At 70.9% G+C, this 21,583-nt stretch carries 9 protein-coding genes; 8 read left to right on the top strand and 1 reads right to left on the bottom strand.

What is annotated here, in order from left to right:
* The first annotated feature begins 183 nt into the window (after window positions 1-183).
* From ACFU53_RS27815 to ACFU53_RS27790, 6 genes are all read left to right on the top strand, one after another.
* Window positions 184-12,738, top strand: coding sequence for an SDR family NAD(P)-dependent oxidoreductase (locus ACFU53_RS27815; RefSeq protein ID WP_383997945.1), 12,555 nt, complete (start codon window positions 184-186; stop codon window positions 12,736-12,738).
* Window positions 12,728-13,762 carry a ketoacyl-ACP synthase III family protein gene (locus tag ACFU53_RS27810; protein WP_383997942.1) on the top strand — a complete coding sequence of 345 codons (1,035 nt, stop codon included), beginning with the start codon at window positions 12,728-12,730 and terminating at the stop codon, window positions 13,760-13,762. Before ACFU53_RS27815 ends, ACFU53_RS27810 begins: the two co-directional genes overlap by 11 nt.
* Window positions 13,763-14,860: 1,098 nt before the next feature.
* On the top strand, window positions 14,861-15,478 hold the full coding sequence (locus tag ACFU53_RS27805) for a nucleotidyltransferase family protein (RefSeq protein ID WP_383997940.1): 618 nt from the start codon (window positions 14,861-14,863) through the stop codon (window positions 15,476-15,478).
* The gene (locus tag ACFU53_RS27800) at window positions 15,462-15,770 is read left to right on the top strand and encodes a hypothetical protein (protein WP_383997937.1); all 309 of its coding nucleotides are present in this window, start codon (window positions 15,462-15,464) and stop codon (window positions 15,768-15,770) included. The genes ACFU53_RS27805 and ACFU53_RS27800 overlap by 17 nt, the downstream gene beginning before the upstream one ends.
* Entirely contained in the window at window positions 15,767-16,486 is a 720-nt protein-coding gene (locus ACFU53_RS27795) for a metallophosphoesterase (RefSeq protein ID WP_383997934.1), read from the top strand. The genes ACFU53_RS27800 and ACFU53_RS27795 overlap by 4 nt, the downstream gene beginning before the upstream one ends.
* Before the next feature lie 117 nt (window positions 16,487-16,603).
* Entirely contained in the window at window positions 16,604-16,786 is a 183-nt protein-coding gene (locus ACFU53_RS27790; RefSeq protein WP_383997931.1) for a hypothetical protein, read from the top strand.
* Window positions 16,787-16,903: 117 nt separating this feature from the next.
* Here ACFU53_RS27790 and ACFU53_RS27785 read toward each other — a convergent pair whose 3' ends face one another.
* Window positions 16,904-18,802, bottom strand: a complete 1,899-nt coding sequence (locus ACFU53_RS27785) for an ABC transporter ATP-binding protein (protein ID WP_383997965.1) — start codon at window positions 18,800-18,802, stop codon at window positions 16,904-16,906.
* A 338-nt stretch (window positions 18,803-19,140) separates the two neighbouring features.
* On the opposite strand from ACFU53_RS27785, the gene ACFU53_RS27780 reads away from it, so the two are divergent.
* Together ACFU53_RS27780 and ACFU53_RS27775 are read left to right on the top strand one after the other, a co-directional pair.
* A complete protein-coding gene (locus tag ACFU53_RS27780; RefSeq protein WP_383997962.1) occupies window positions 19,141-20,058 on the top strand; it encodes a YbhN family protein in 918 nt (305 codons plus the stop codon).
* A gap of 288 nt (window positions 20,059-20,346) precedes the next feature.
* A complete protein-coding gene (locus ACFU53_RS27775; protein ID WP_383997929.1) occupies window positions 20,347-21,429 on the top strand; it encodes a mechanosensitive ion channel family protein in 1,083 nt (360 codons plus the stop codon).
* Window positions 21,430-21,583: the final 154 nt, after the last annotated feature.

The following is a 21,583-nucleotide window of genomic DNA, read 5'->3' as shown; positions in this document are numbered from 1 at the left end:
CGGACAGGCGGCGTCGAGGACATTGCCGTGCCGGGTTTAGAAAAAGACCTAGCGCGCCCCTCGACATACTGCTTGCCAGAGGTCGGGGAAGATCTCTGCCGCTCCATGTGCCGACGGCGCCTGGAGAATGGCGGCCCGGATTGTCAGAGTCCGTCCATTGTCCATGTGATTGGAAGTCGAGCTGTGGCTGAAGAGCCCTCTGTCGCACTTGTCCGCCCGCTGTACCAGATCCTCACGGACCACGCCCTGCAGCGAGCGGACGAGCGGGCTTTCCAGGACTCTCGGCGTTCCGTCACCTACGGCGCTCTGGATCGGCGCACCCGGTTCCTGGCCGGGCACCTCGCCGCACTCGGGGTCGGCCGCGGCGACCGCGTCCTGCTGCGCATGGGCAACCGGGTCGAGATGGTCGAGAGTTATCTCGCCGTCACGCGCGCGGGAGCCGTCGGCGTGCCGGTCGACCCGCGGTCCTCCGACACCGAGCTCGCCCACCACCTGGTCGACAGCGGCGCCCGCACGGTGATCAGCGGCGCGGCACAGTTGCCCCAGGTGGTACGGACCGTTCAAAGCAGCGGGCTGAACTGCGGTCTGATCGTCGTCGGTGCCGCCGAGCCCATGGCGGGTGCCACCGACTTCGAGCACCTCGCCGTCACCCCGCCGCCCGCCGACGCGCGGGACGACCTGGACCTGGACGAGACGGCCTGGATCCTGTACACCTCCGGCACCACCGGACGCCCCAAGGGCGTGGTCTCGACCCAGCGCAAGTCCCTGTGGGCCACGGCCGCGTGTACTGCGCCGATCCTCGGCCTCTCCGCGTCCGACCGCCTCGTGTGGCCGATGCCGCTGTACCACGCCGCCTCGCACAACATCGGCGTACTCGCCACGCTGGCCGTCGGTGCCTTTGCATACATCATGGAGGGCTCGGCCCCGGACGAGATCATGGAGACCGTCCGCAGCGAGCGGGCCTCCTTCCTCGTCGGCTCCCCCACCACCTACCACCGCATGGTGGACCTGGCGCGCGAGCGCGGGCTCGAACTGCCGGAGCTGCGGGTGTGCATGGCGGCCGGCTCTGCCTGCCCGCCCGCGCTGCACGAAGCCTTCGAGGACACCTTCGGCATCCGCCTCCTGGACAGCTACGGCAGCAGCGAGACCGGAGGCGCCATCACCTCGCAGGCGCCCACCGGGCCGCGCGTCCTGGGCACCTGCGGCACCCCGCTGCCCGGTCTGACGCTGCGTCTGGCGGACTCGCAGACCGGCGAGGAGGTGGCCGCCGGGCAGGAGGGTGAGATCTGGGTGCACAGTCCGGCCACCATGACCGGATACCACAACGACCCGGATGCGACCCTGGCCGTGCTAGTGGACGGCTGGTACCGCACCGGCGACCTCGGCCGACAGGATCAGACCGGCCGGCTCACCATCACCGGCCGGGTCAAGGAACTCATCATCCGCGGCGGCGAGAACATCCACCCCGCAGAGGTGGAGCACGTACTGGCCGAGGTGCCCGGCGTGGCCGAGGCCGCGGTGGCGGGCAAGCCCCACGCCGTACTGGGCGAGGTGCCCGTCGCCTACCTGGTTCCGGGACCGGAAGGTCCTGACGGCATCGACCCCCGGCAGCTTCTGGAGACCTGCCGCCGGGAACTCTCCTACTTCAAGGTGCCCGACGAGTTCCACATCGTCGACGGCATCCCGCGTACGTCGACGGGAAAGACCGCCCGCCGGCGGCTGGCCGAGCTGCCCGGAACGCTGCTCGTCGTCAATCCGTCGGTGAACGTCCGCCCCGATCTGACCGCCGAAGGCCCGACCGGAACAGCTCCCGCCGTGACCCCGGTGTCCGCCGGCGCCGTCCTCCTGGCGGCGCAGCACGGGCTGCTCGCCCTGGTGCGCTCCGTGGTCGCGGACGTCCTCGGTCTGCCCTCCGAGGACGCGACCGCCGATCAGCCCCTGCACGAACTCGGCTTCACCTCCCTGAACGCCGTGACCCTCCGCGACCGGCTGTCCGCCGCCTCCGGCCACCGTCTCTCAGCCGCTGTGGCCTACGACTACCCGACCCCGCAGGCCCTCGCGCGGTACCTCGACGGCCTGGCACAGGGCGGCCTCGGCGCTGAGGGCGCGGAGGACGCTGAGGGAACGGCTGTGACGGGGCAGACGGCTGTGACGGGGCAGTCGGACGAGCCCATCGCCATCGTGGCGATGGGCTGCCGTCTGCCCGGCGGCGCCCGGACGCCCAAGGAGCTGTGGGACCTGCTCATGGCGGGCACCGACGCGGTCGGCCCGCTCCCCGACGACCGGGGCTGGGACCTGGACCGGCTGCTGGACGACGAAAGCCGCGGCGGTGGAAAGTCGTCCGCCCGGCAGGGTGCGTTCCTGGACGAGGCCGGGCACTTCGACGAGGCCTTCTTCGGGATATCGCCGCGTGAGGCACTGGCGATGGATCCACAGCAGCGGCTGCTGCTGGAGACGGCCTGGGAGACCATCGAGCGCGCGGGCATCGACCCGGTCTCGCTGAAAGGCAGCCGGACAGGTGTCTTCGCCGGTGTGATGCACGGGGGCTACGGCCCTGGCCTCCACGAGCGTGCCCCCGAGAACCTGGAGGGCTACCTCGGCAACGGTTCGGCCGTCAGCGTCGCCTCCGGCCGCATCTCCTACACGCTGGGTCTGCTGGGGCCGGCGATCACGGTGGACACGGCGTGTTCGTCGTCGCTGGTGGCGATCCATCTGGCGGCGCAGTCGCTGCGGCAGGGCGAGTGCTCCCTCGCCCTCGCGGGCGGCGCCACCGTTATGTCGACGCCCGGCGCACTCGTGGAGTTCAGTCGGCAGGGGGCACTCTCGGCCGATGGGCGGTGTCGGGCGTTCGCCGCCGGGGCGAACGGCACCGGCTTCGCCGAGGGCGTCGGCCTGATCCTGCTGGAACGGCTGTCGGACGCACGACGGCTGGGGCATCCGGTACTGGCCGTGGTACGGGGTTCGGCCGTTAACCAGGACGGCGCCTCCAACGGCCTGACCGCCCCGAACGGCCCCGCACAACAGCGGGTGATCCGTACCGCCCTGGCCCAGGCCGGCCTCTCCCCCGCCGAGATCAGCGCCGTCGAAGCACACGGCACCGGCACCACCCTGGGTGACCCCATCGAGGCCCAGGCACTCCTGGCCACATACGGTCAGGACCGTCCGGCCGGGGAACCCCTGCTGCTGGGATCGGTGAAGTCCAACATCGGCCACACCCAGGCCGCCGCCGGCGTCACCGGCGTCATCAAGATGGTCATGGCCATGAGCCACGACACCCTGCCACGCACCCTCCACATCGACGAACCCTCACCCCACGTCGACTGGAACACAGGCCGGCTCCAGCTCCTGACCGAATCCCAGCCCTGGCCGCGCACCGGCACACCGCGCCGCGCCGGCGTCTCCTCCTTCGGCGCCAGTGGTACGAACGCGCACCTGGTCCTGGAGGAGGCACCCGCCGAGCACGTCCTCACGGCCGCTCCCCGAACACCCGACAAAATGGTGCCGATGCTGCTGTCGGGGCGCGGTGAGGGCGCGTTGCGGGCCCAGTCCGGGCGGGTGGCGGACTTCCTGGAACGCTACCCGGACCTGCCGGCGGACACGGTGGCACGCATGCTGACCGCCTCCCGAGCAGTGTTCGAACACCGCGCCGCAGTCACCGGAACCGACCGCGCGGAACTGGTGACACGCCTGCGCGCACTGGCCGGCCCAGACACAGAAACGGGCGCGGACACCGAGGCCGGCGTGGTACGCGGCACCGGCCGGCCGGTGGGCGACCCCGCACTCGTCTTCCCCGGCCAGGGCGCCCAATGGCCCGCCATGGCCGTGAAACTCCTCGACGACAACGGCGCATTCGCACAACGCCTGCAAGAATGCCGCCAGGCACTGCAACCCTTCGTCGACTGGGACCTGTTCGCAGTACTGCGCGGCGAACAAGGACAGCCCGACTTCGACCGCGTCGACGTCGTCCAGCCCGCACTCTGGGCAGTCATGGTGTCCCTCGCAGCACAGTGGCACGCCGCGGGAATCCGACCCGCCGCAGTGATCGGACACTCACAGGGCGAGATCGCCGCCGCCACCGTATCCGGCGCACTCTCACTCCCCGACGGCGCACGCGTGGTCGCCCTGCGATCACAGCTGATCTCCCACATCGCCGGCAACGGCGGAATGACATCCCTGGCACTCCCACGAGACCAAGCCGAAACGATCGCCACCGACCTCGGACTGGACATCGCAGCAGTCAACAGCCCCGCCAGCACCGTCCTCTCCGGCCCGGCAGAAAACCTCGACCGGCTCGCAACCTGGTGCGAAGAACACCAGACACGGTTCCGACGCCTCCCCGTCGACTACGCCTCCCACTCCTCCCACGTCGAAGCGATCAAAGACCGACTGCTCGAAGCGCTGGCACCCGTGTCACCACGCAGCGGTGACGTCCCGTTCTTCTCCTCCCTGACGGGTGGACCGGTGGACGGCGCCGAACTCGACGCCGACTACTGGTACCGCAACCTGCGCCACACCGTCGACTACCAAACCGCCACCCGCGCACTGGCCCACACAGGCATCACCGCCTTCATCGAAGTCAGCCCCCACCCCGTCCTCACCCTGCCGACCCAGGAAACACTCCAAACCCTCGAAGACCTCCCGCAAGAACCCCCGGTCCTCGCCACACTCCACCGCGACCACGGCGACACCCACGACTGGACACACGCCCTCAGCACCGCATGGACACAAGGCATCACCCTCCGACCAACCGCAACACCCATCCACCCCGACCTCCCCACCTACCCCTTCCAAGGCACCCACCACTGGCTCAACGCACCAACAGGCGGCGACCCGCAGTCGTTCGGCCTGCGCCCCGTCGTTCACCCGCTGCTGGGCGCCGCAATCCACCGCGCGGACGAGGAAGGTGTGGTGTTCACCGGGCGGGTCTCCGCGGCCACCCATCCATGGCTTGCCGACCACGTGGTGCGCGGGTCCGTCCTGTTTCCCGGAACGGCTTTCGTCGAGGCCGCGATCCGGGCGGGTGACGAGGTGGGCACCCCCTGCCTGGAGGAACTGGTCCTTGAGGCCCCGCTCGTGGTCGCGGCACAGCAGACCGTCAGCCTGCAGTTGACCGTCGGGGCGCCGGACGCGTCGGGACGCCGTGCGGTGAGCGTCCACTCCGCGCCGCAGAGCGGCGCCGAATCGACGGCCGACCCCCTGTGGTCCCGGCACGCCCGCGGTTTCCTGGTCCCCGCCCTGCCGGACGACACCGACGCCGCCGAAGCGCTTGCGACCTGGCCACCGCAGGGCGCGGAGGCGGTTCCCGTCACGGACGCCTACGAGCGGATGGCCCGCGCCGGATACGGCTACGGCCCCGCGTTTCGAGGCCTGCGAGCCGTGTGGCGCAGGAACTCGGAAGTCTTCGCCGAAATCGCCCTGCCCGAAGGGGAAAGGACCGACGGCTGGAGTCTGCACCCGGCGTTGCTGGACGCGGCCCTCCACCCCGATGTCCTGGGCGAGGTGGACAAGGACGAGTCCCAGCCGCTCAGCCTGCCGTTCTCCTGGCACGGTGTGCGGCTGCACGCTTCCGGGGCCACCACGCTGCGAGTCCGGCTGACCTGGCCGGAGCCGGAGGGCGTCGCGCTGCTCGCCGTGGACCCGGCAGGAGCCCCTGTCGTCTCCGTGACCACCTTGTTGACGCGGCCCATGGGGGAAGGAGCGGCATCCGCAGCGGACGAGACGGTCCGGCAGATGCTGCTGCATACGCAGTGGAAGCCCCTGGCAACCCCACCCGTGCCGCAGCCCGCAGGTCGATGGCTCGCGGTGGGACCCGACGCCACGCATTTCGCCTCCGTCCTCACCGACGCGGGCTTCGACGCGCACGGTGTGCCGGACCTGGCGGCGGACACCACGGGGCCCGCGCCCGACACCTTGCTCCTGCTCTGTGACCGTCCCGGGCCGGAAGCCGCCGGCACCGCGGCCGCGACCCGTGCGCGCGTGCAGGTCGCCCTCGCGCAGGTGCAGCGCTGGTTGCGCGATGAACGGTACGAGGCCACTCGTGTTGTCCTCGCGACCCGTGGCGCCATGGCCGCCGATCCCGCGTCCGGCGTGGCCGACCTGGCCGGGGCCCCCGTGTGGGGTCTCGCCCGGACGGTGCAGGCCGAACACCCCGGACGCCTCGTCCTGATCGACCTGGACCCCGACGCGGACTCCACGGCTGGCGCCGCGGACGTGGCGGGGCTGCGCGCCGCGGTCGCGTCAGGTGAGCCGCAGACTGCCGTCCGCGCAGGCCTTGTGCTGGTCCCCCGCCTGGCGCGCGCGGCCGACCTGACGTTCGGAGAACCGCGGACGCTCGATCCCGAGGGCGTCACCCTGGTCACGGGCGGGACCACCGGCCTGGGCCGGCTCGTCGCCCGGCACATGGTCGCCACGCACGGCGCCCGCCACCTGCTGCTGCTGAGCAGAAGCGGATGCACAGCCGAGGGCACCGCCGACCTGCTGGACGAACTCGCCGCCCTGGGCGCGTCCGTGACCGTCGAAGCGTGCGACGTGGCCGACCGGGACGCCCTGGCCGCTGTGCTCGGCGGCCTCGACCGGCCCCTGACCGCCGTGGTGCACAGCGCCGGTGTCCTCGACGACGGGACGGTATCCGGTCTGTCCCCGGAGCAGGTCGACACCGTGTTGCGGCCCAAGGTGGACGCGGCGCTGCACCTGCACGACCTCACGCGCGACGCCGACCTGGCGCACTTCGTCCTGTTCTCGTCGGTCGCCGGCACGCTCGGCGGCGTCGGACAGGCCAACTACGCCGCGGCCAACGCCTTCCTCGACGCCCTCGCGGAGCACCGGCACTCGCTCGGACTGCCCGCCACCGCGGTGGCCTGGGGCCTCTGGGAGGACGGCGGCCTGACCGCGCACCTGGGTACCACCGACCGCGTCCGCATCGCCCGCAACGGCGTCCGGCCGCTCTCCGCCGATCAAGGACTGACACTTCTCGACGCCGCCGTCGCCCGCCGAGGGGCCGCCTTCGTCGCCGCGCGCTTCGACCACGCCACCCTGCGTCAGCGTTCCGGCGGGGTGCCCACCCTGCTGAGCGGTCTCGTCCGCGCTGCCACGCGGCGTACCGCTGTCGGCGAATCCGGTGCCGCGGAAGACGCTGGCGCCTGGCTCGCCGGACTCTCGTCGCAGGAGGCCGAACGCGCCCTGCTCGACCTGGTGCGCCGGCACTCCGCAGCGGTCCTGGGACACGAGTCGCCGCAGGCCGTACGCGCCGACAGCGTGTTCAAGGACGTCGGCTTCGACTCGCTCTCCGCCGTCGAGCTGCGTAACCGCCTCAACACCGCGACCGGTCTCCGGCTGGCCCCGACCGTCGTCTTCGACTACCCGACCCCGCAGGCCCTGGCGGAGCACCTGGCCGAGAGCCGCGACGGAGCCACGGCAGCAGCGTCCGTCCCAGCGCCCCGGCCGAGCACCACGACGGACGGCGACCACATCGCCATCGTCGCGATGGGGTGCCGCCTGCCAGGCGGGGTCGCGGGCCCGGAGGACCTGTGGGAGCTGCTGCGGTCCGGAACCGACGCGATCGGCGAGTTCCCCACCGACCGCGGCTGGGACCTGGACGCCCTGTACGACCCCGACCCGGACAAGCCGGGCACGTCCTATACCCGCAACGGCGGCTTCCTGGACGGCGCGGGGCGGTTCGACGAGGCGTTCTTCGGGATATCGCCGCGTGAGGCGCTGACGATGGATCCGCAGCAGCGGCTGCTGCTGGAGACGGCCTGGGAGACGTTCGAGCGCGCGGGCATCAACCCGACGTCCCTCGGCAACAGCACGGCCGGCGTGTTCGTCGGCGCGATCGCCCAGGAGTACGGCTCGACCCTGCTGCACGAGGCCCCGGAGGGGCTGGACGGCATGCTCCTCACGGGCAACGCCACCAGTGTGATCTCCGGCCGGCTGTCGTATCAGCTGGGTCTGCTGGGGCCGGCGATCACGGTGGACACGGCGTGTTCGTCGTCGCTGGTGGCGATCCATCTGGCGGCGCAGTCGCTGCGGCAGGGCGAGTGCTCCCTCGCCCTCGCGGGCGGCGCCACCGTTATGTCGACGCCCGGCGCACTCGTGGAGTTCAGTCGGCAGGGGGCACTCTCGGCCGATGGGCGGTGTCGGGCGTTCGCCGCCGGGGCGAACGGCACCGGCTTCGCCGAGGGCGTCGGCCTGATCCTGCTGGAACGGCTGTCGGACGCACGACGGCTGGGGCATCCGGTACTGGCCGTGGTACGGGGTTCGGCCGTTAACCAGGACGGCGCCTCCAACGGCCTGACCGCCCCGAACGGCCCCGCACAACAGCGGGTGATCCGTACCGCCCTGGCCCAGGCCGGCCTCTCCCCCGCCGAGATCAGCGCCGTCGAAGCACACGGCACCGGCACCACCCTGGGTGACCCCATCGAGGCCCAGGCACTCCTGGCCACATACGGTCAGGACCGTCCGGCCGGGGAACCCCTGCTGCTGGGATCGGTGAAGTCCAACATCGGCCACACCCAGGCCGCCGCCGGCGTCACCGGCGTCATCAAGATGGTCATGGCCATGAGCCACGACACCCTGCCACGCACCCTCCACATCGACGAACCCTCACCCCACGTCGACTGGAACACAGGCCGGCTCCAGCTCCTGACCGAATCCCAGCCCTGGCCGCGCACCGGCACACCGCGCCGCGCCGGCGTCTCCTCCTTCGGCGCCAGTGGTACGAACGCGCACCTGGTCCTGGAGGAGGCACCCGCCGAGCACGTCCTCACGGCCGCTCCCCGAACACCCGACAAAATGGTGCCGATGCTGCTGTCGGGGCGCGGTGAGGGCGCGTTGCGGGCCCAGTCCGGGCGGGTGGCGGACTTCCTGGAACGCTACCCGGACCTGCCGGCGGACACGGTGGCACGCATGCTGACCGCCTCCCGAGCAGTGTTCGAACACCGCGCCGCAGTCACCGGAACCGACCGCGCGGAACTGGTGACACGCCTGCGCGCACTGGCCGGCCCAGACACAGAAACGGGCGCGGACACCGAGGCCGGCGTGGTACGCGGCACCGGCCGGCCGGTGGGCGACCCCGCACTCGTCTTCCCCGGCCAGGGCGCCCAATGGCCCGCCATGGCCGTGAAACTCCTCGACGACAACGGCGCATTCGCACAACGCCTGCAAGAATGCCGCCAGGCACTGCAACCCTTCGTCGACTGGGACCTGTTCGCAGTACTGCGCGGCGAACAAGGACAGCCCGACTTCGACCGCGTCGACGTCGTCCAGCCCGCACTCTGGGCAGTCATGGTGTCCCTCGCAGCACAGTGGCACGCCGCGGGAATCCGACCCGCCGCAGTGATCGGACACTCACAGGGCGAGATCGCCGCCGCCACCGTATCCGGCGCACTCTCACTCCCCGACGGCGCACGCGTGGTCGCCCTGCGATCACAGCTGATCTCCCACATCGCCGGCAACGGCGGAATGACATCCCTGGCACTCCCACGAGACCAAGCCGAAACGATCGCCACCGACCTCGGACTGGACATCGCAGCAGTCAACAGCCCCGCCAGCACCGTCCTCTCCGGCCCGGCAGAAAACCTCGACCGGCTCGCAACCTGGTGCGAAGAACACCAGACACGGGTCCGACGCCTCCCCGTCGACTACGCCTCCCACTCCTCCCACGTCGAAGCGATCAAAGACCGACTGCTCGAAGCGCTGGCACCCGTGTCACCACGCAGCGGTGACGTCCCGTTCTTCTCCTCCCTGACGGGTGGACCGGTGGACGGCGCCGAACTCGACGCCGACTACTGGTACCGCAACCTGCGCCACACCGTCGACTACCAAACCGCCACCCGCGCACTGGCCCACACAGGCATCACCGCCTTCATCGAAGTCAGCCCCCACCCCGTCCTCACCCTGCCGACCCAGGAAACACTCCAAACCCTCGAAGACCTCCCGCAAGAACCCCCGGTCCTCGCCACACTCCACCGCGACCACGGCGACACCCACGACTGGACACACGCCCTCAGCACCGCATGGACACAAGGCATCACCCTCCGACCAACCGCAACACCCATCCACCCCGACCTCCCCACCTACCCCTTCCAAGGCACCCACCACTGGCTCAACGCACCATCGGGCACCTCTCGCGGTGCATCCGGGCTGGGCGCAGTCCCCGCCTCTCATCCCTTGCTGGGTGCGGCCGTGGAACTGCCCGGCACCGACACCGTGGTGTTCACCGGCCGGCTCTCTGCGGGCAAGCCCGCGTGGTCGGCGGATGAGCGCATCGAGGGCGTGGAGCGGGAACTCGACTGGCTCGCCGCGGAGTTGGCGCTCGCGGCCGGTGAGCAGCTGGGCAGGAGCCGGCTGCGCGCCCTGACCGCGCAGGCACCGTTCGTGCTGCCGGTGTCCGGCGCCGTTCAGGTCCGCGTCGTTGTCGGCGAGGGTGAGGAGCCCGGCGTACGCACGGTCTCCGTGCACTCCCGGCGCGGCGACGACGTCCTGGGGCTGCCCTGGACCTGCCACGCGACGGGTGAACTGGTCGCGGCGGCAGCCGAGCCGGACTGGGATCTCGAGGCCTGGCCGCCCGCGGACGCCCTCCCGCTGCCCGAGCCCGAAATGCGCCTGGAGTACGGGGCCGTGCACTCCGCCGTGCACCGCGTGTGGCGACGGGACACCGAGGTGTTCGCGGAGATCTCCGTACCGGACGCGCTGCGCGAGGAGGCACGGCGCTTCGGACTCCACCCGGTGCTGGCACAGGCCCTGCTCAGCCTGGCAGGCATGAAGGGCGTCGCACCCGAGGCCGCCGCATCCTGGCGGGTACGAGCCTGGGGGGAGGTCTCGCTGCACGCGTCCGGCGCCACCATCCTGCGCGCCCGCGTCTCCCCGGGGCCGGACGGCTCGGTGTCGCTGACCGCTGCCGACGCCACTGGAACCCCTGTTCTCTCGGTCCCGGCCCTGCAGCTCGAGCCCGTTGTGCGTGAGGTGCTCAGGGCCACGGACGTGGCGCAGCAGGACAGCGTGTTCGGCATCGAGTGGACCACCACGGACACAGGGGAGAACACCGCCGGCGCCGACGCCACATGGGCCATCGTGGGCGAGGACCGTTTGCGAATGCGGTCCTCGCTGATGACGGCGGGACGCTACACGGAGACGTACCCGGACCTGACGGCGCTGACAGCCGCTGTGGAGGGGGGCCGAGACGTCCCCAACATCGTCGTGGCCCCCTTCCTGGACAATCACGGCGATCTGTCAGGGCGGGAGCTGGTGGACGCCGTTCACGCCACGACGGTCCGTGCCCTGGAGACAGCCCGTGCCTGGGTGAGCACACCGGTCTTCGACCGCTCCCGGCTGGTGTTTCTCACCAGTGGTGCCGTCCCCGCGGTGGCCGGGCCCGACGACGCGTCACCGCTCGACCTCGCGGCGGCCGGCGTCTGGGGTCTGATCCGCACCGCGCAGACGGAGTACCCGGACCGCTTCGTGCTCGTGGACACCGACCTCGCCAAGCCCACCTGGCGCGCCCTGGACCGCGCGGTGTCCTCCGCGGAGCCGCAGTGGGCGCTGCGCGGGCGGACGACGCGGGTCCCGCGGGTGGCCCGCCTCATACCGGGCAGTGCTCTCCCGAGGCTGGACGTCGGCCTGAACGGTACGGTGCTGATCACTGGCGGGACGGGCACGCTGGGCTCCGCGATAGCCCGCCACCTGGTGACCGAGCACGGTGTGAAGGACCTGCTGCTGACGAGCCGTCAGGGTCCGGACGCGCCGGACGCGGCGGTCCTGGAAGCCGAACTGACGGCACTCGGGGCCCGGGTCCAGGTGGCGGCCTGCGATGTGGCGGACCGCGAAGCCCTGGCCGGCCTGCTCACGGACCGGCGGATCGGCGCCGTGGTGCACACGGCGGGCGCGGCGGACGACGGGATCCTCCCGTCTCTGACGGCAGAGCGCCTGAGCAAGGTGCTGCGTCCCAAGGTGGACGCGGTCGTGAACCTGTACGAACTGGTCCGCGAGGCAGGGGTGGGGCAGTTCGTGCTGTTCTCCTCGGTCGCCGGCATCCTGGGCGGTCCCGGACAAGCCAACTACGCGGCGGCGAACACCTTTCTGGACGCGTTCGCCCACCACATGCGGTCCCGGGGTGTCGCCGCCACCTCGATCGCATGGGGTCTGTGGTCCGGGGTGAGCGGTCTGTCGGGCCGGTCCGGGAAGGACCGACAGCCGGTGACGCTGCGCGGAACGCAGCCGCTCGTCAGGGAGCAGGGTCTCGGACTCTTCGACGCGGCATGGGCGGCCGGGCGCAGTCTCGTGATCGCGTCCCGGCTGGACTTCGCCGGACTGACCGGCGACGCGGGGACCGGCACCGTGGCCTCCGTCCTGCGGGCTCTTGTGCCCGTCGGCACTCGCCGCACGGCCCGGGACACCCCGGCGGAGAACACGGACCTCCGGCACCGGCTGGCGGCGATGAGCAAGGCGGAGCGGGAGACGGTGGTGACCGACCTCGTACGGGACCGGGCGAGTGCCGTCCTCGGCCACACCGCACCGGGCAGCGTGGCCGCGGACGCCCCGCTGAAGAACCTCGGATTCGACTCGCTCACCGCCCTTCAACTGCGCACGGCACTCGTCGAGGCGACCGGGCTCCGGCTGTCGGCGAGTGTGGCGTTCGAGTTCGACACCCCGGTGGACCTCGCCGATCACTTGATCGAGCGGATCCTTGGCTCGGCACCTTCATATTTCGGCGGAAACGAAAGGCCCTCGGATGAGAATTGACAACGTGTTCATCGACTCGCTCGGTGTCGTGCTGCACGAGTTCGAGCCCGTCGAGCGGGCTGTGGCCCAGGGACTGATCAGCCAGGAGACCGTGGACGCGAACGGGCTGACCGGGACCCACCTGGCGCACGACATTCCGGCCGTGGAACTCGCCATCTCCGCCGCGCGCGTCGCCATGGACCGGTCGAAGCTGGAACCGGAAGACATCACGGACCACGTGCACAGCGGTGTGTACTACCAGGGCCCGCAGGGGTCCTATCCACCGGGATACATCCTGCGCGAACTGGAGGTGGAGCCGGTCTCGTCGCTTTACCTGCGCCAGGGCTGCAACGGCATGCTGGGCGCCCTGGAGGTGGCAGTCGGCCAGATGACGGGCGCAGCTCAGGCGGAGACCGTACTGCTCACGTCGGGTGAGAACTTCACCGCCACGGGCCTGAACCGTTACACGGGACTCGGCCAGGCATACTTCCTCGCTGACGGCGGCGCCTCAGCCCTGCTCAGCGTGGACGAAGGTTTCGCACAGATCAGGTCGCTGAGCTCGGGCATCCTGCCGGAGCTCGAGCGGTGGCACCGTGGTGACGGCTCATTGCTGCCGGACGAGGGTCGGGAGAGCGAGGGGGACATGGCTGAACGGGCCACTCGCTACAGCGAGACCGAGACCCCGCTCTCCGAGACCCTCGAGAAACTCACCCTCTTCAATCTCGGTGTCATTCGCCGGGCACTCGTCGACGCCGACCTGAATGCCGACGACATCGCCAAGGTCGTACCGATCAACATGGACGGCCGGATGATCGAGTACTCGGTCATGATGCCGCTCCGCCTGACCATGGACCGCTCCACGTGGGACTTCGGCAAGGGCATCGGGCATGTGGGCGGCGCCGACGTGTTCATCACCCTGGAGCACCTGGTCCGTACGCGCGAGGTGGCTCCCGGTGACCACGTACTGTTGATCTCCCAGGGCCCGGGCTGGATGTGCACGGCCTGTGTCGTCACCCTCGTCGACCTTCCCGCCTGGGCGATATGACGTGCCTCTGCCACCGTACGACCGTCCTCGACGCGTCGGGTGTCGCCGGTGGCGGCGGTGTACCACGCGGCAGGCATGAACACGCGGATGCCCTCGCACCCCTTGGGCCAGGAGATCCGCGGCTTTGGGATTCGATGACGAAGAGCGCCACGTAGAGAGGGTCTGCGTCTTGAAGCGCCGACTCTTCGTGAAGCTCCCTCACTCGTGACCGAGGAACAGCACAAGCAAGGCGGGGCCGCGCTCTGCGCCCACCGGCGGGGGCGGGAGGTGGTGAACCTCTGAGGCCGGGTGAACACCGCCACCACCCGCCCTCTGACGCACTCGTGCTCGCTGAGAAGGGGCGCCTCGGCATCGCCGACGCCGGAAGGGTCCGCGGCGGCACACGGTGGTGCCCCAGACACAGCCAGGGTCTCCCCGAACCTCTGCAGGAAGCCCCGGCCAGGTCCGGGCCGTACCCGGACCACACCCCTGACCTGAAAGCCCCATGCCGGTCGTTTCTGCAGGTCAACACCAGTGCTTCTTCTGGACACCGAAAAAGGGCACCTGACCAGGGAAAATGCCCGGCAGGCGCCCTTCACGACACATGGCAGGGTGACGAGCCGGAACATACCCTTACTCCGATATCTCCCACCATTACCCCAGTTCTGACGCGCAAATAGATCGCGTCCAAGGTCCAAGTCGGGCTGGCGCCTTCGATTTGAAGATCCCCCGGCGCGCACCGAAGGTGCGCTGGTCCGCTGGCCAGTAGTTCCGGGGCATTTCCGGGCCAAGGTCCTGCTGAGGCCTCCCCCGGTCGGGGGAACCATTCCCCCCGCTCCTGGCCGACCAACAGCTCCGCCGCCCCAAGACACCGGGTCGAGCGAGAACCGCAGCTGATCGCGCCAGGAGCTGCCGTCGGGTTCATGCGCCGCCGCGAACCGATTCCGGCCCGCCTCGAAGACTGGTGCGCATCATGAGGCACTCCCGGAAACTAAGCTCCATGCCTGCGTTCTTGCAGGTCAAGGGCTACTTTCCCCTCTACCAGGGGCCGCCCCGCCGGTCACTGTGAGCTGCGTTGTACGTCTGGCCATCGGCCCGGGCCGCACTATCGTGGAAGGCATGGGCGATGACGCCGGCCCGGACGACGACGGGCTTCCTCCCGATCGGACCCAGGCCATCCTCGAAGCGGCCAAGGAGGTCGCTTCGCTGCTCAAGGCCGGTGGGCACTCCTTCGCGCTGGCGGGTGGCGTCGCGGTGTACGCCCACGGCGGCCCGGGAACGCTCCAGCACGACGTCGACTTCTGTGTGCTGCCGGATGACATCGACGCGGTCACCGGCACGCTGGAGGCCGCGGGGCTGACCGTGGTCGAGCCGCCCGAGGACTGGCTGGTGAAGACCCGGAGCCAGGGCCAGGAGGTCGACCTGATCTTCCGGCCGTCCCGGGCGCCGGTCAGCCGCGAACTGCTGGACCGGGCGGAGGTACTGTCGGTCCAGTCCGTGTGGATGCCCGTCCTCGCGGCGACGGATCTGCTCGTCGGGCGTCTCCTGGCGTTCTCCGAGCACTACTGCGACTTCGGTGCCGTGCTGCCGATCGCCCGCACCCTGCGCGAGAAGATCGACTGGAGCCGGGTACGGCAGGAGTGCGGTGCCGAGCCGATGCCGGCGGCCTTCCTCTATCTGCTGGAGCGCCTCAACGTGATCGAGCCGGAGGAGACCGGCGATGGCGACAGGACATGACCACCCACCGGTGAACGGGCCGGGGAAGCGTGCCGCGCACCCGGCGGCGCACACCGAGTACCGCATAGCCCACGTGGAGGAGCGGCTCGCCCGGAGTGATCTGGCCGAGCTCGGGATGCGGATCGAGGCGCGCGGCGACGCCGTGCACATCACCGGCTCGGCGTCCACGGTCGCCGATCGGGAGGCGATCCTGCGCATCGCGGCGGAGGAGCTGCCGGGCGTGGCCGTGCGGGCGGACATCGCACTGGCCGACGTCACGGCGCCCGACCACCGTCCCGAGGAGCTGTCGTGATCCGGGTCGCGGCCGTCGGGGACATCCATCTGGGCCTCGACAGCCGAGGTCTGCTCCGCCCGGCGTTCGAGACGCTGCCCGACCACGCCGACCTGCTGCTGCTCGCCGGGGACCTCACCCGCCACGGCACTCCGGAGGAGGCCCGGGTCGTCGCCGACGAGGTGGCGGGGCTGGCGGTGCCGGTGATCGCCGTACTCGGGAACCACGATCACCACGCCGAGCGGCCCGAGGACGTGACGGCCGTGCTGCGGGACGCGGGCGTGACCGTCCTGGAGGGCGAGGGAACCGTCGTCCGGGTCGACGGGGTACGGGTCGGGGTCGCCGGGACGAAGGGGTTCGGCGGCGGCTTCGCCGGGCGCAGCGGCAGCGAGTTCGGCGAACCCGAGATGAAGGCCTTCGTCCGCCACACCCGAGGGCTCGCGGACGGACTGCGCCGCGCCCTCGACGAGTTGGCGGAGGGCGGCTGCGCGGTCCGTATCGCGCTCACCCACTTCTCCCCCGTACCGGACACGCTCGTCGGCGAGCCGCTGGAGATCTATCCCTTCCTCGGCAGCTACCTCCTGGCCGAGGCGATGGACGAGTCCGGTGCCGACCTCGCCGTCCACGGCCACGCCCACCTGGGCACCGAGCACGGCATCACGAGCGGTGGGGTACGGGTGCGCAATGTCGCCCAGCCGGTCATCCGGCGCGCCTTCGCGGTGTACCGGTTGCCGTGAACCGGGTACGCCGCGTGAAGGCGCGGCGGCGTACGGCGGCCCTGGGCGCGGCCCTCGAGTTCGGACGGGCGCTGGGCGCGGAGGACGGGGTCGCCGGGTGCGCGGTGCTGGCACCCGGTGTCGGGGGGACGTCGAGCATTCCGCCAGGACGCGCGCGAGGAGCGTGTCCCGGAGGAGGACGTTCTGTTCGTCGCGGCGGCCGAGGACGAGCGCGAGGGCGTCGATGTCAGCGGACGGCAGGCTCGGGTGGTGTTCCCGGCGGACACCCTGTTCCTGTCGCAGTTCTCCCGGGGCTGGTAGGTCGTCGCCGCCGGGTGCACCCCGCGTCCGGAGGCCGGTCCCCGGGGTTCAAGCCGGTCGGAGCCGCCCACTCGGCGACCGGCGTCGAGGGCTGAACCCCGGGGAACCGCACCGCTCCTATGCCGCCGCCACCGGCTCTTCCACCGCGGGCTCGTCGGCCTCCGTCTTCTCGAACTGCGTCCGGTACAGCTCCGCGTACCGTCCGCCCGCCGCCAGCAACTCCTCGTGCCGGCCGCGTTCCACGATGCGTCCGGCCTCGACGACGAGGATCTGGTCGGCGGTCCGTACGGTCGACAGGCGGTGGGCGATGACCACGGCGGTCCTGCCCTCCAGAGCCTCCGCGAGGGCCTCCTGGACGGCGGCCTCCGAGGTGTTGTCGAGGTGGGCGGTGGCCTCGTCGAGGATGACGACGCGCTGGCGGGCCAGGAGCAGCCGGGCGATGGTCATGCGCTGGCGTTCGCCGCCGGACAGGCGGTAGCCGCGTTCGCCGACGACGGTGTCGAGGGCGTCGGGCAGGGCGCGTACGAGGTCGTCGAGGCGGGCCCGGCGCAGGACGTCCCACAGGTCGTCGTCCGTGGCGTCGGGGCGGGCGAGGAGCAGGTTCGCACGGACGGTGTCGTGGAAGAGGTGGCCGTCCTGGGTGACCATGCCGAGGGTGCCGCGCAGCGACCGGGCGCTGAGGTCGCGCACGTCGACGCCGCCGATGCGGACGGCGCCCGTGTCCGTGTCGTACAGCCGGGGCAGCAGTTGGGCGACGGTCGACTTGCCTGCGCCGGAGGAGCCGACGAGAGCGACGGTCTGGCCGGGTTCGGCGCGGAAGGAGACGCCGTGCAGGACCTCGGTGCCGCCTCGGGTGTCGAGGGAGGCCACCTCCTCCAGGGAGGCGAGGGAGACCTTGTCGGCGGAGGGGTAGCCGAAGCGGACGTCGTCGAATTCCACGGCCACCGGGCCCTCGGGCACCTCGCGGGCGTCCGGTTTCTCCTCGATGAGCGGCTTGAGGTCCAGCACCTCGAAGACGCGCTCGAAGCTCACCAGGGCGCTCATGATCTCCACGCGCGCCCCGGCCAGTGCGGTCAGCGGCGCGTACAGCCGGGTCAGCAGCAGCGCCAGGGATACGATCGCGCCCGCCTCCAGGGTGCCGCGCAGCGCGAACCAGCCGCCGAGGCCGTACACCAGGGCGAGCGCGAGGGCCGAGACGAGGGTGAGGGCGGTGATGAACGCCGACTGCGCCATCGCCGTACGGATGCCGATGTCCCGTACCCGGCGGGCCCGTTCGGCGAACTCGGCGGACTCGTCGTCCGGTCGTCCGAAGAGCTTGACCAGGGTGGCGCCGGGCGCGGAGAAGCGCTCGGTCATGCGGGTGCCCATGGACGCGTTGAGGTCGGCCGCCTCCCGCTGGAGCCGGGCCATCCGGCTGCCCATGCGCCGGGCGGGGATCACGAAGACGGGCAGCAGGACGAGCGAGAGCAGAGTGATCTGCCAGGAGAGGGTGAGCATGACGGCGAGGGTGAGCAGCAGGGTGACCAGGTTGCTCACCACTCCGGACAGGGTGTTGCTGAACGCCCGTTGGGCGCCGATGACGTCGTTGTTGAGACGACTGACGAGCGCTCCCGTACGAGTACGTGTGAAGAACGCGACCGGCATGCGCTGCACATGATCGAAGACGGCGGTCCGCAGATCGAGGATGAGTCCCTCGCCGAGCGTCGCCGACAGGCGTCGGCCCAGCAGTCCGAGCGCCGCTTCGGCGACCGCAATGAGGGCGATGAGCACGGCAAGGCGGACGACGAGTGCCTCGTCCCCGCCCGACACGATCACGTCCACGACGCTCCCCGCGAGCACCGGCGTCGCCACGGCGAGCAGCGCGGTCACGACACTGAGGGCGACGAACCACGCGATACGGCGACGATGTGGACGGGCGAAGGCGCCGATACGCCGTAGCGTCGTGCGGGCGAAGGGACGGCTCTGCTGCTGGGCGGTCATCATCCCCTGCAGCTGGGTCCAGGCTGTGGTCTCCATACTCATGGGAAAGACGTTAGAACCTCGACCAAGCTTGAGGTCAAGGCGCGAGTCGATGTACGCCGGGGCGCGGTGGAATCTGCGTACGCCCGGGCGCGTGGAACTGCGTACGCCCGGGCGCGGTGAAGTCCGCCGCCGGTCAACCGCCGTCCCCGCGCCCGCAACCCCCTGTTGGCCTGACATGGAGAACCTCTCCCGGTGTGAGCGCGATACGACTGCCCGAGGGCCGGACACAGGAGCAGGGCGACCGTCGGGGCCAGGTCCGGGAGCAGGGCGAGAGAGAAGGCCAGGTCCAGGAGCAGGGCGGCCGGGGGCGGGGGCTCCGCCGGCGTGTTCCGGTGCGGCGGATCCTCTGTCTGCTCCCCCTCGTCCTGGTCCTGGTGGTCGCCGTGCGCCACCGTTCCGTTCTCGTGGAGGGCTTCGCCCATCTCGCGACCGCACGGTGGCCGTGGCTGGTGGTGGCGATCGGTGTGACGTGTCTGACGTGGGTCGCGGCGGCCGTGACCCGGCAGGGGGCGCTCGTCGAGCGGCTGCCGGCGGGGCGGCTGCTGGCCACCCAGTTCGCGGCGGGCGCGGCGAACCATCTGCTGCCTACCGGGCTGGGCGCGAGCGCGGTGAACCTGCGGTTCATGACGGTGTGCGGGGTGTCGCTGTCCCGTTCGTCGGCGGCACTCGCGCTCTATCTGCTCGCGGAGTCGATCGCCCGGGTTGGCCTGCTGCTGGCCCTGCTGCTGGCGTTCCCCGAGGCGCTGCGACTCGGCCCCCTGCTCCCTGAGGGCACGTCGACTCCCCTGCTGATCACGATCGTCGCCGCCGCCTGCGTCGCCGTTGCAGTGGTTTTCCTCGTACGACCGCTGCGTACGGCCGTGTTCGGCTTCGTGCGCACCGCGCTGGGCGAGGCCCGCTCGGTGCACACGCGACCGACACGGATCCTCGCGCTGTGGGGCGGTTCGCTGGCCTTCCCGGCGCTCCAGGCGACCGGACTGGTCACCGTGGGGCTGGCGTTGGGCCTCGACATACCCGTCACGCACATGGCCCTCGCCTATCTCGCCGCCACGGTCGCGGTCGCCCTCGTACCGACTCCGGGCGGCCTCGGCACGGTGGAGGCCGCGCTGGTGGTCGCCCTGGTGGCGGCCGGCGGCCCGGTGGCCGTGGCGACCGCGGTGGTGCTGGCGTTCCGGATCATCACGGTCTGGCTGCCGTTGCTGCCGGGCGCGTTGACGCTCGGCGCGCTGGTCCGGCTGAAGGTGATCTGACCTCGGAGTCGGGCGTCGGGGCGAGGGGGCCGAACCGGCGGTGCACATCCGGACATTCCCGCGGATGCGGTGGCCGGTCGTCGGCCGATCCACGCAGGTCCGGTGCCGATCAGCCGTGCGGATGCGGCAGGATGAGCGGTCGCGCCCGACGTCGTACACGCGTCCGGGCAAGCGCTGATCGTGCATTTCGATTCGAGCAGGTGGCAAGGTGACGACACATCACATACGGCTCACGGGACCTGGTATACGGCCCCTGGGGGGCTCTTCGCGTCCTTCGGGAGGCGGCCGATGACCCGGGCCCTCACCCTCGACGACTACCTCGTGGCCGGCATCACTCTGGTCGCGGGCCTGCTGGCCGCGTTCCTGCTGCGGCTGCTGCTGCGCTGGCTCGGCGGCCACGCGACGAAGACGCGCTGGGGCGGTGACGATGTCATCGTCGACTCGCTGCGCTCCCTGGTGCCCTGGGGCGCGTTCGTCGGCGGCGCGGCGGCCGCGGCGGCGGTGCTGCCGCTGACGAAGACCGTGCAGCACAACGTGAACCAGACCCTGACGGTGCTGCTGATCCTCGTCGCCACGATCACGGCGGCCAGAGTGATCGCCGGTCTGGTGCGGACGGTCACCCAGTCCCGGGCCGGGGTCGCGGGCTCGGTCACGATCTTCGTGAACATCACCCGGGTCGCGGTCCTCGCGATCGGCTGCCTGGTGATCCTCCAGACGCTGGGCATCCCGGTCGCCCCGCTGGTCACCGCACTGGGCGTCGGCGGTCTCGCCGTGGCCCTGGCCCTCCAGGACACCCTCGCCAACCTCTTCGCGGGCATCCACATCCTCGCCTCGAAGACGGTCCAGCCGGGCGACTACATCAAGCTGAGCAGTGGCGAGGAGGGCTATGTCGTCGACATCAACTGGCGGCAGACGACGATCAAGTCGCTCTCCAACAACCTGGTGATCATCCCCAACGGTCAGCTCGCCGGCACGAACATGACCAACTTCAACCAGCCCGAGCAGGACATGACCCTGCTCGTGCAGGTGGGCGTCGGCTACGACAGCGACCTGGAGCACGTCGAGCGGGTGACCAACGAGATCATCGCCGAGACCATGAAGGAGGTCGAGGGCGCGGTCCCGGATCACGAGCCCGCCGTGCGCTTCCACACCTTCGGCGACTCCCGCATCGGCATGACCGTGATCCTCGGTGTCGGGGAATTCAGCGACCAGTACCGGATCAAGCACGAGTTCATCAAGCGGCTGCACAAGCGGTACCGGGCCGAGGGGATCAGTGTGCCGGTGCCGCGGCGGGCGATCACGCTGCAGACCGGGGGTGGCAGTGTGGAGATTCCGCATCAGCGGGAAACTGCCGTCGAGGTGGCGCCGTAGGGTTCGCCCCCGCCGCCCCTACCCGTCCCACCCTCCCACCCCAGGGACTGCTCCCAAAGACTGCTCCCAGGGACTGCGCGCCCCTTCGGCCCCCGCCAAAGACTCGGGGCTCCGCCCCGGACCCCGTTCGCGCAGTTCCCCGCGCCCCTGGAAG

This window comes from Streptomyces sp. NPDC057474 (assembly GCF_042802555.1).
Lineage (GTDB): Bacteria > Actinomycetota > Actinomycetes > Streptomycetales > Streptomycetaceae > Streptomyces.
Note: the sequence above shows the minus strand (reverse complement) of the source record. Positions and strands in the feature narration are given on the sequence as shown.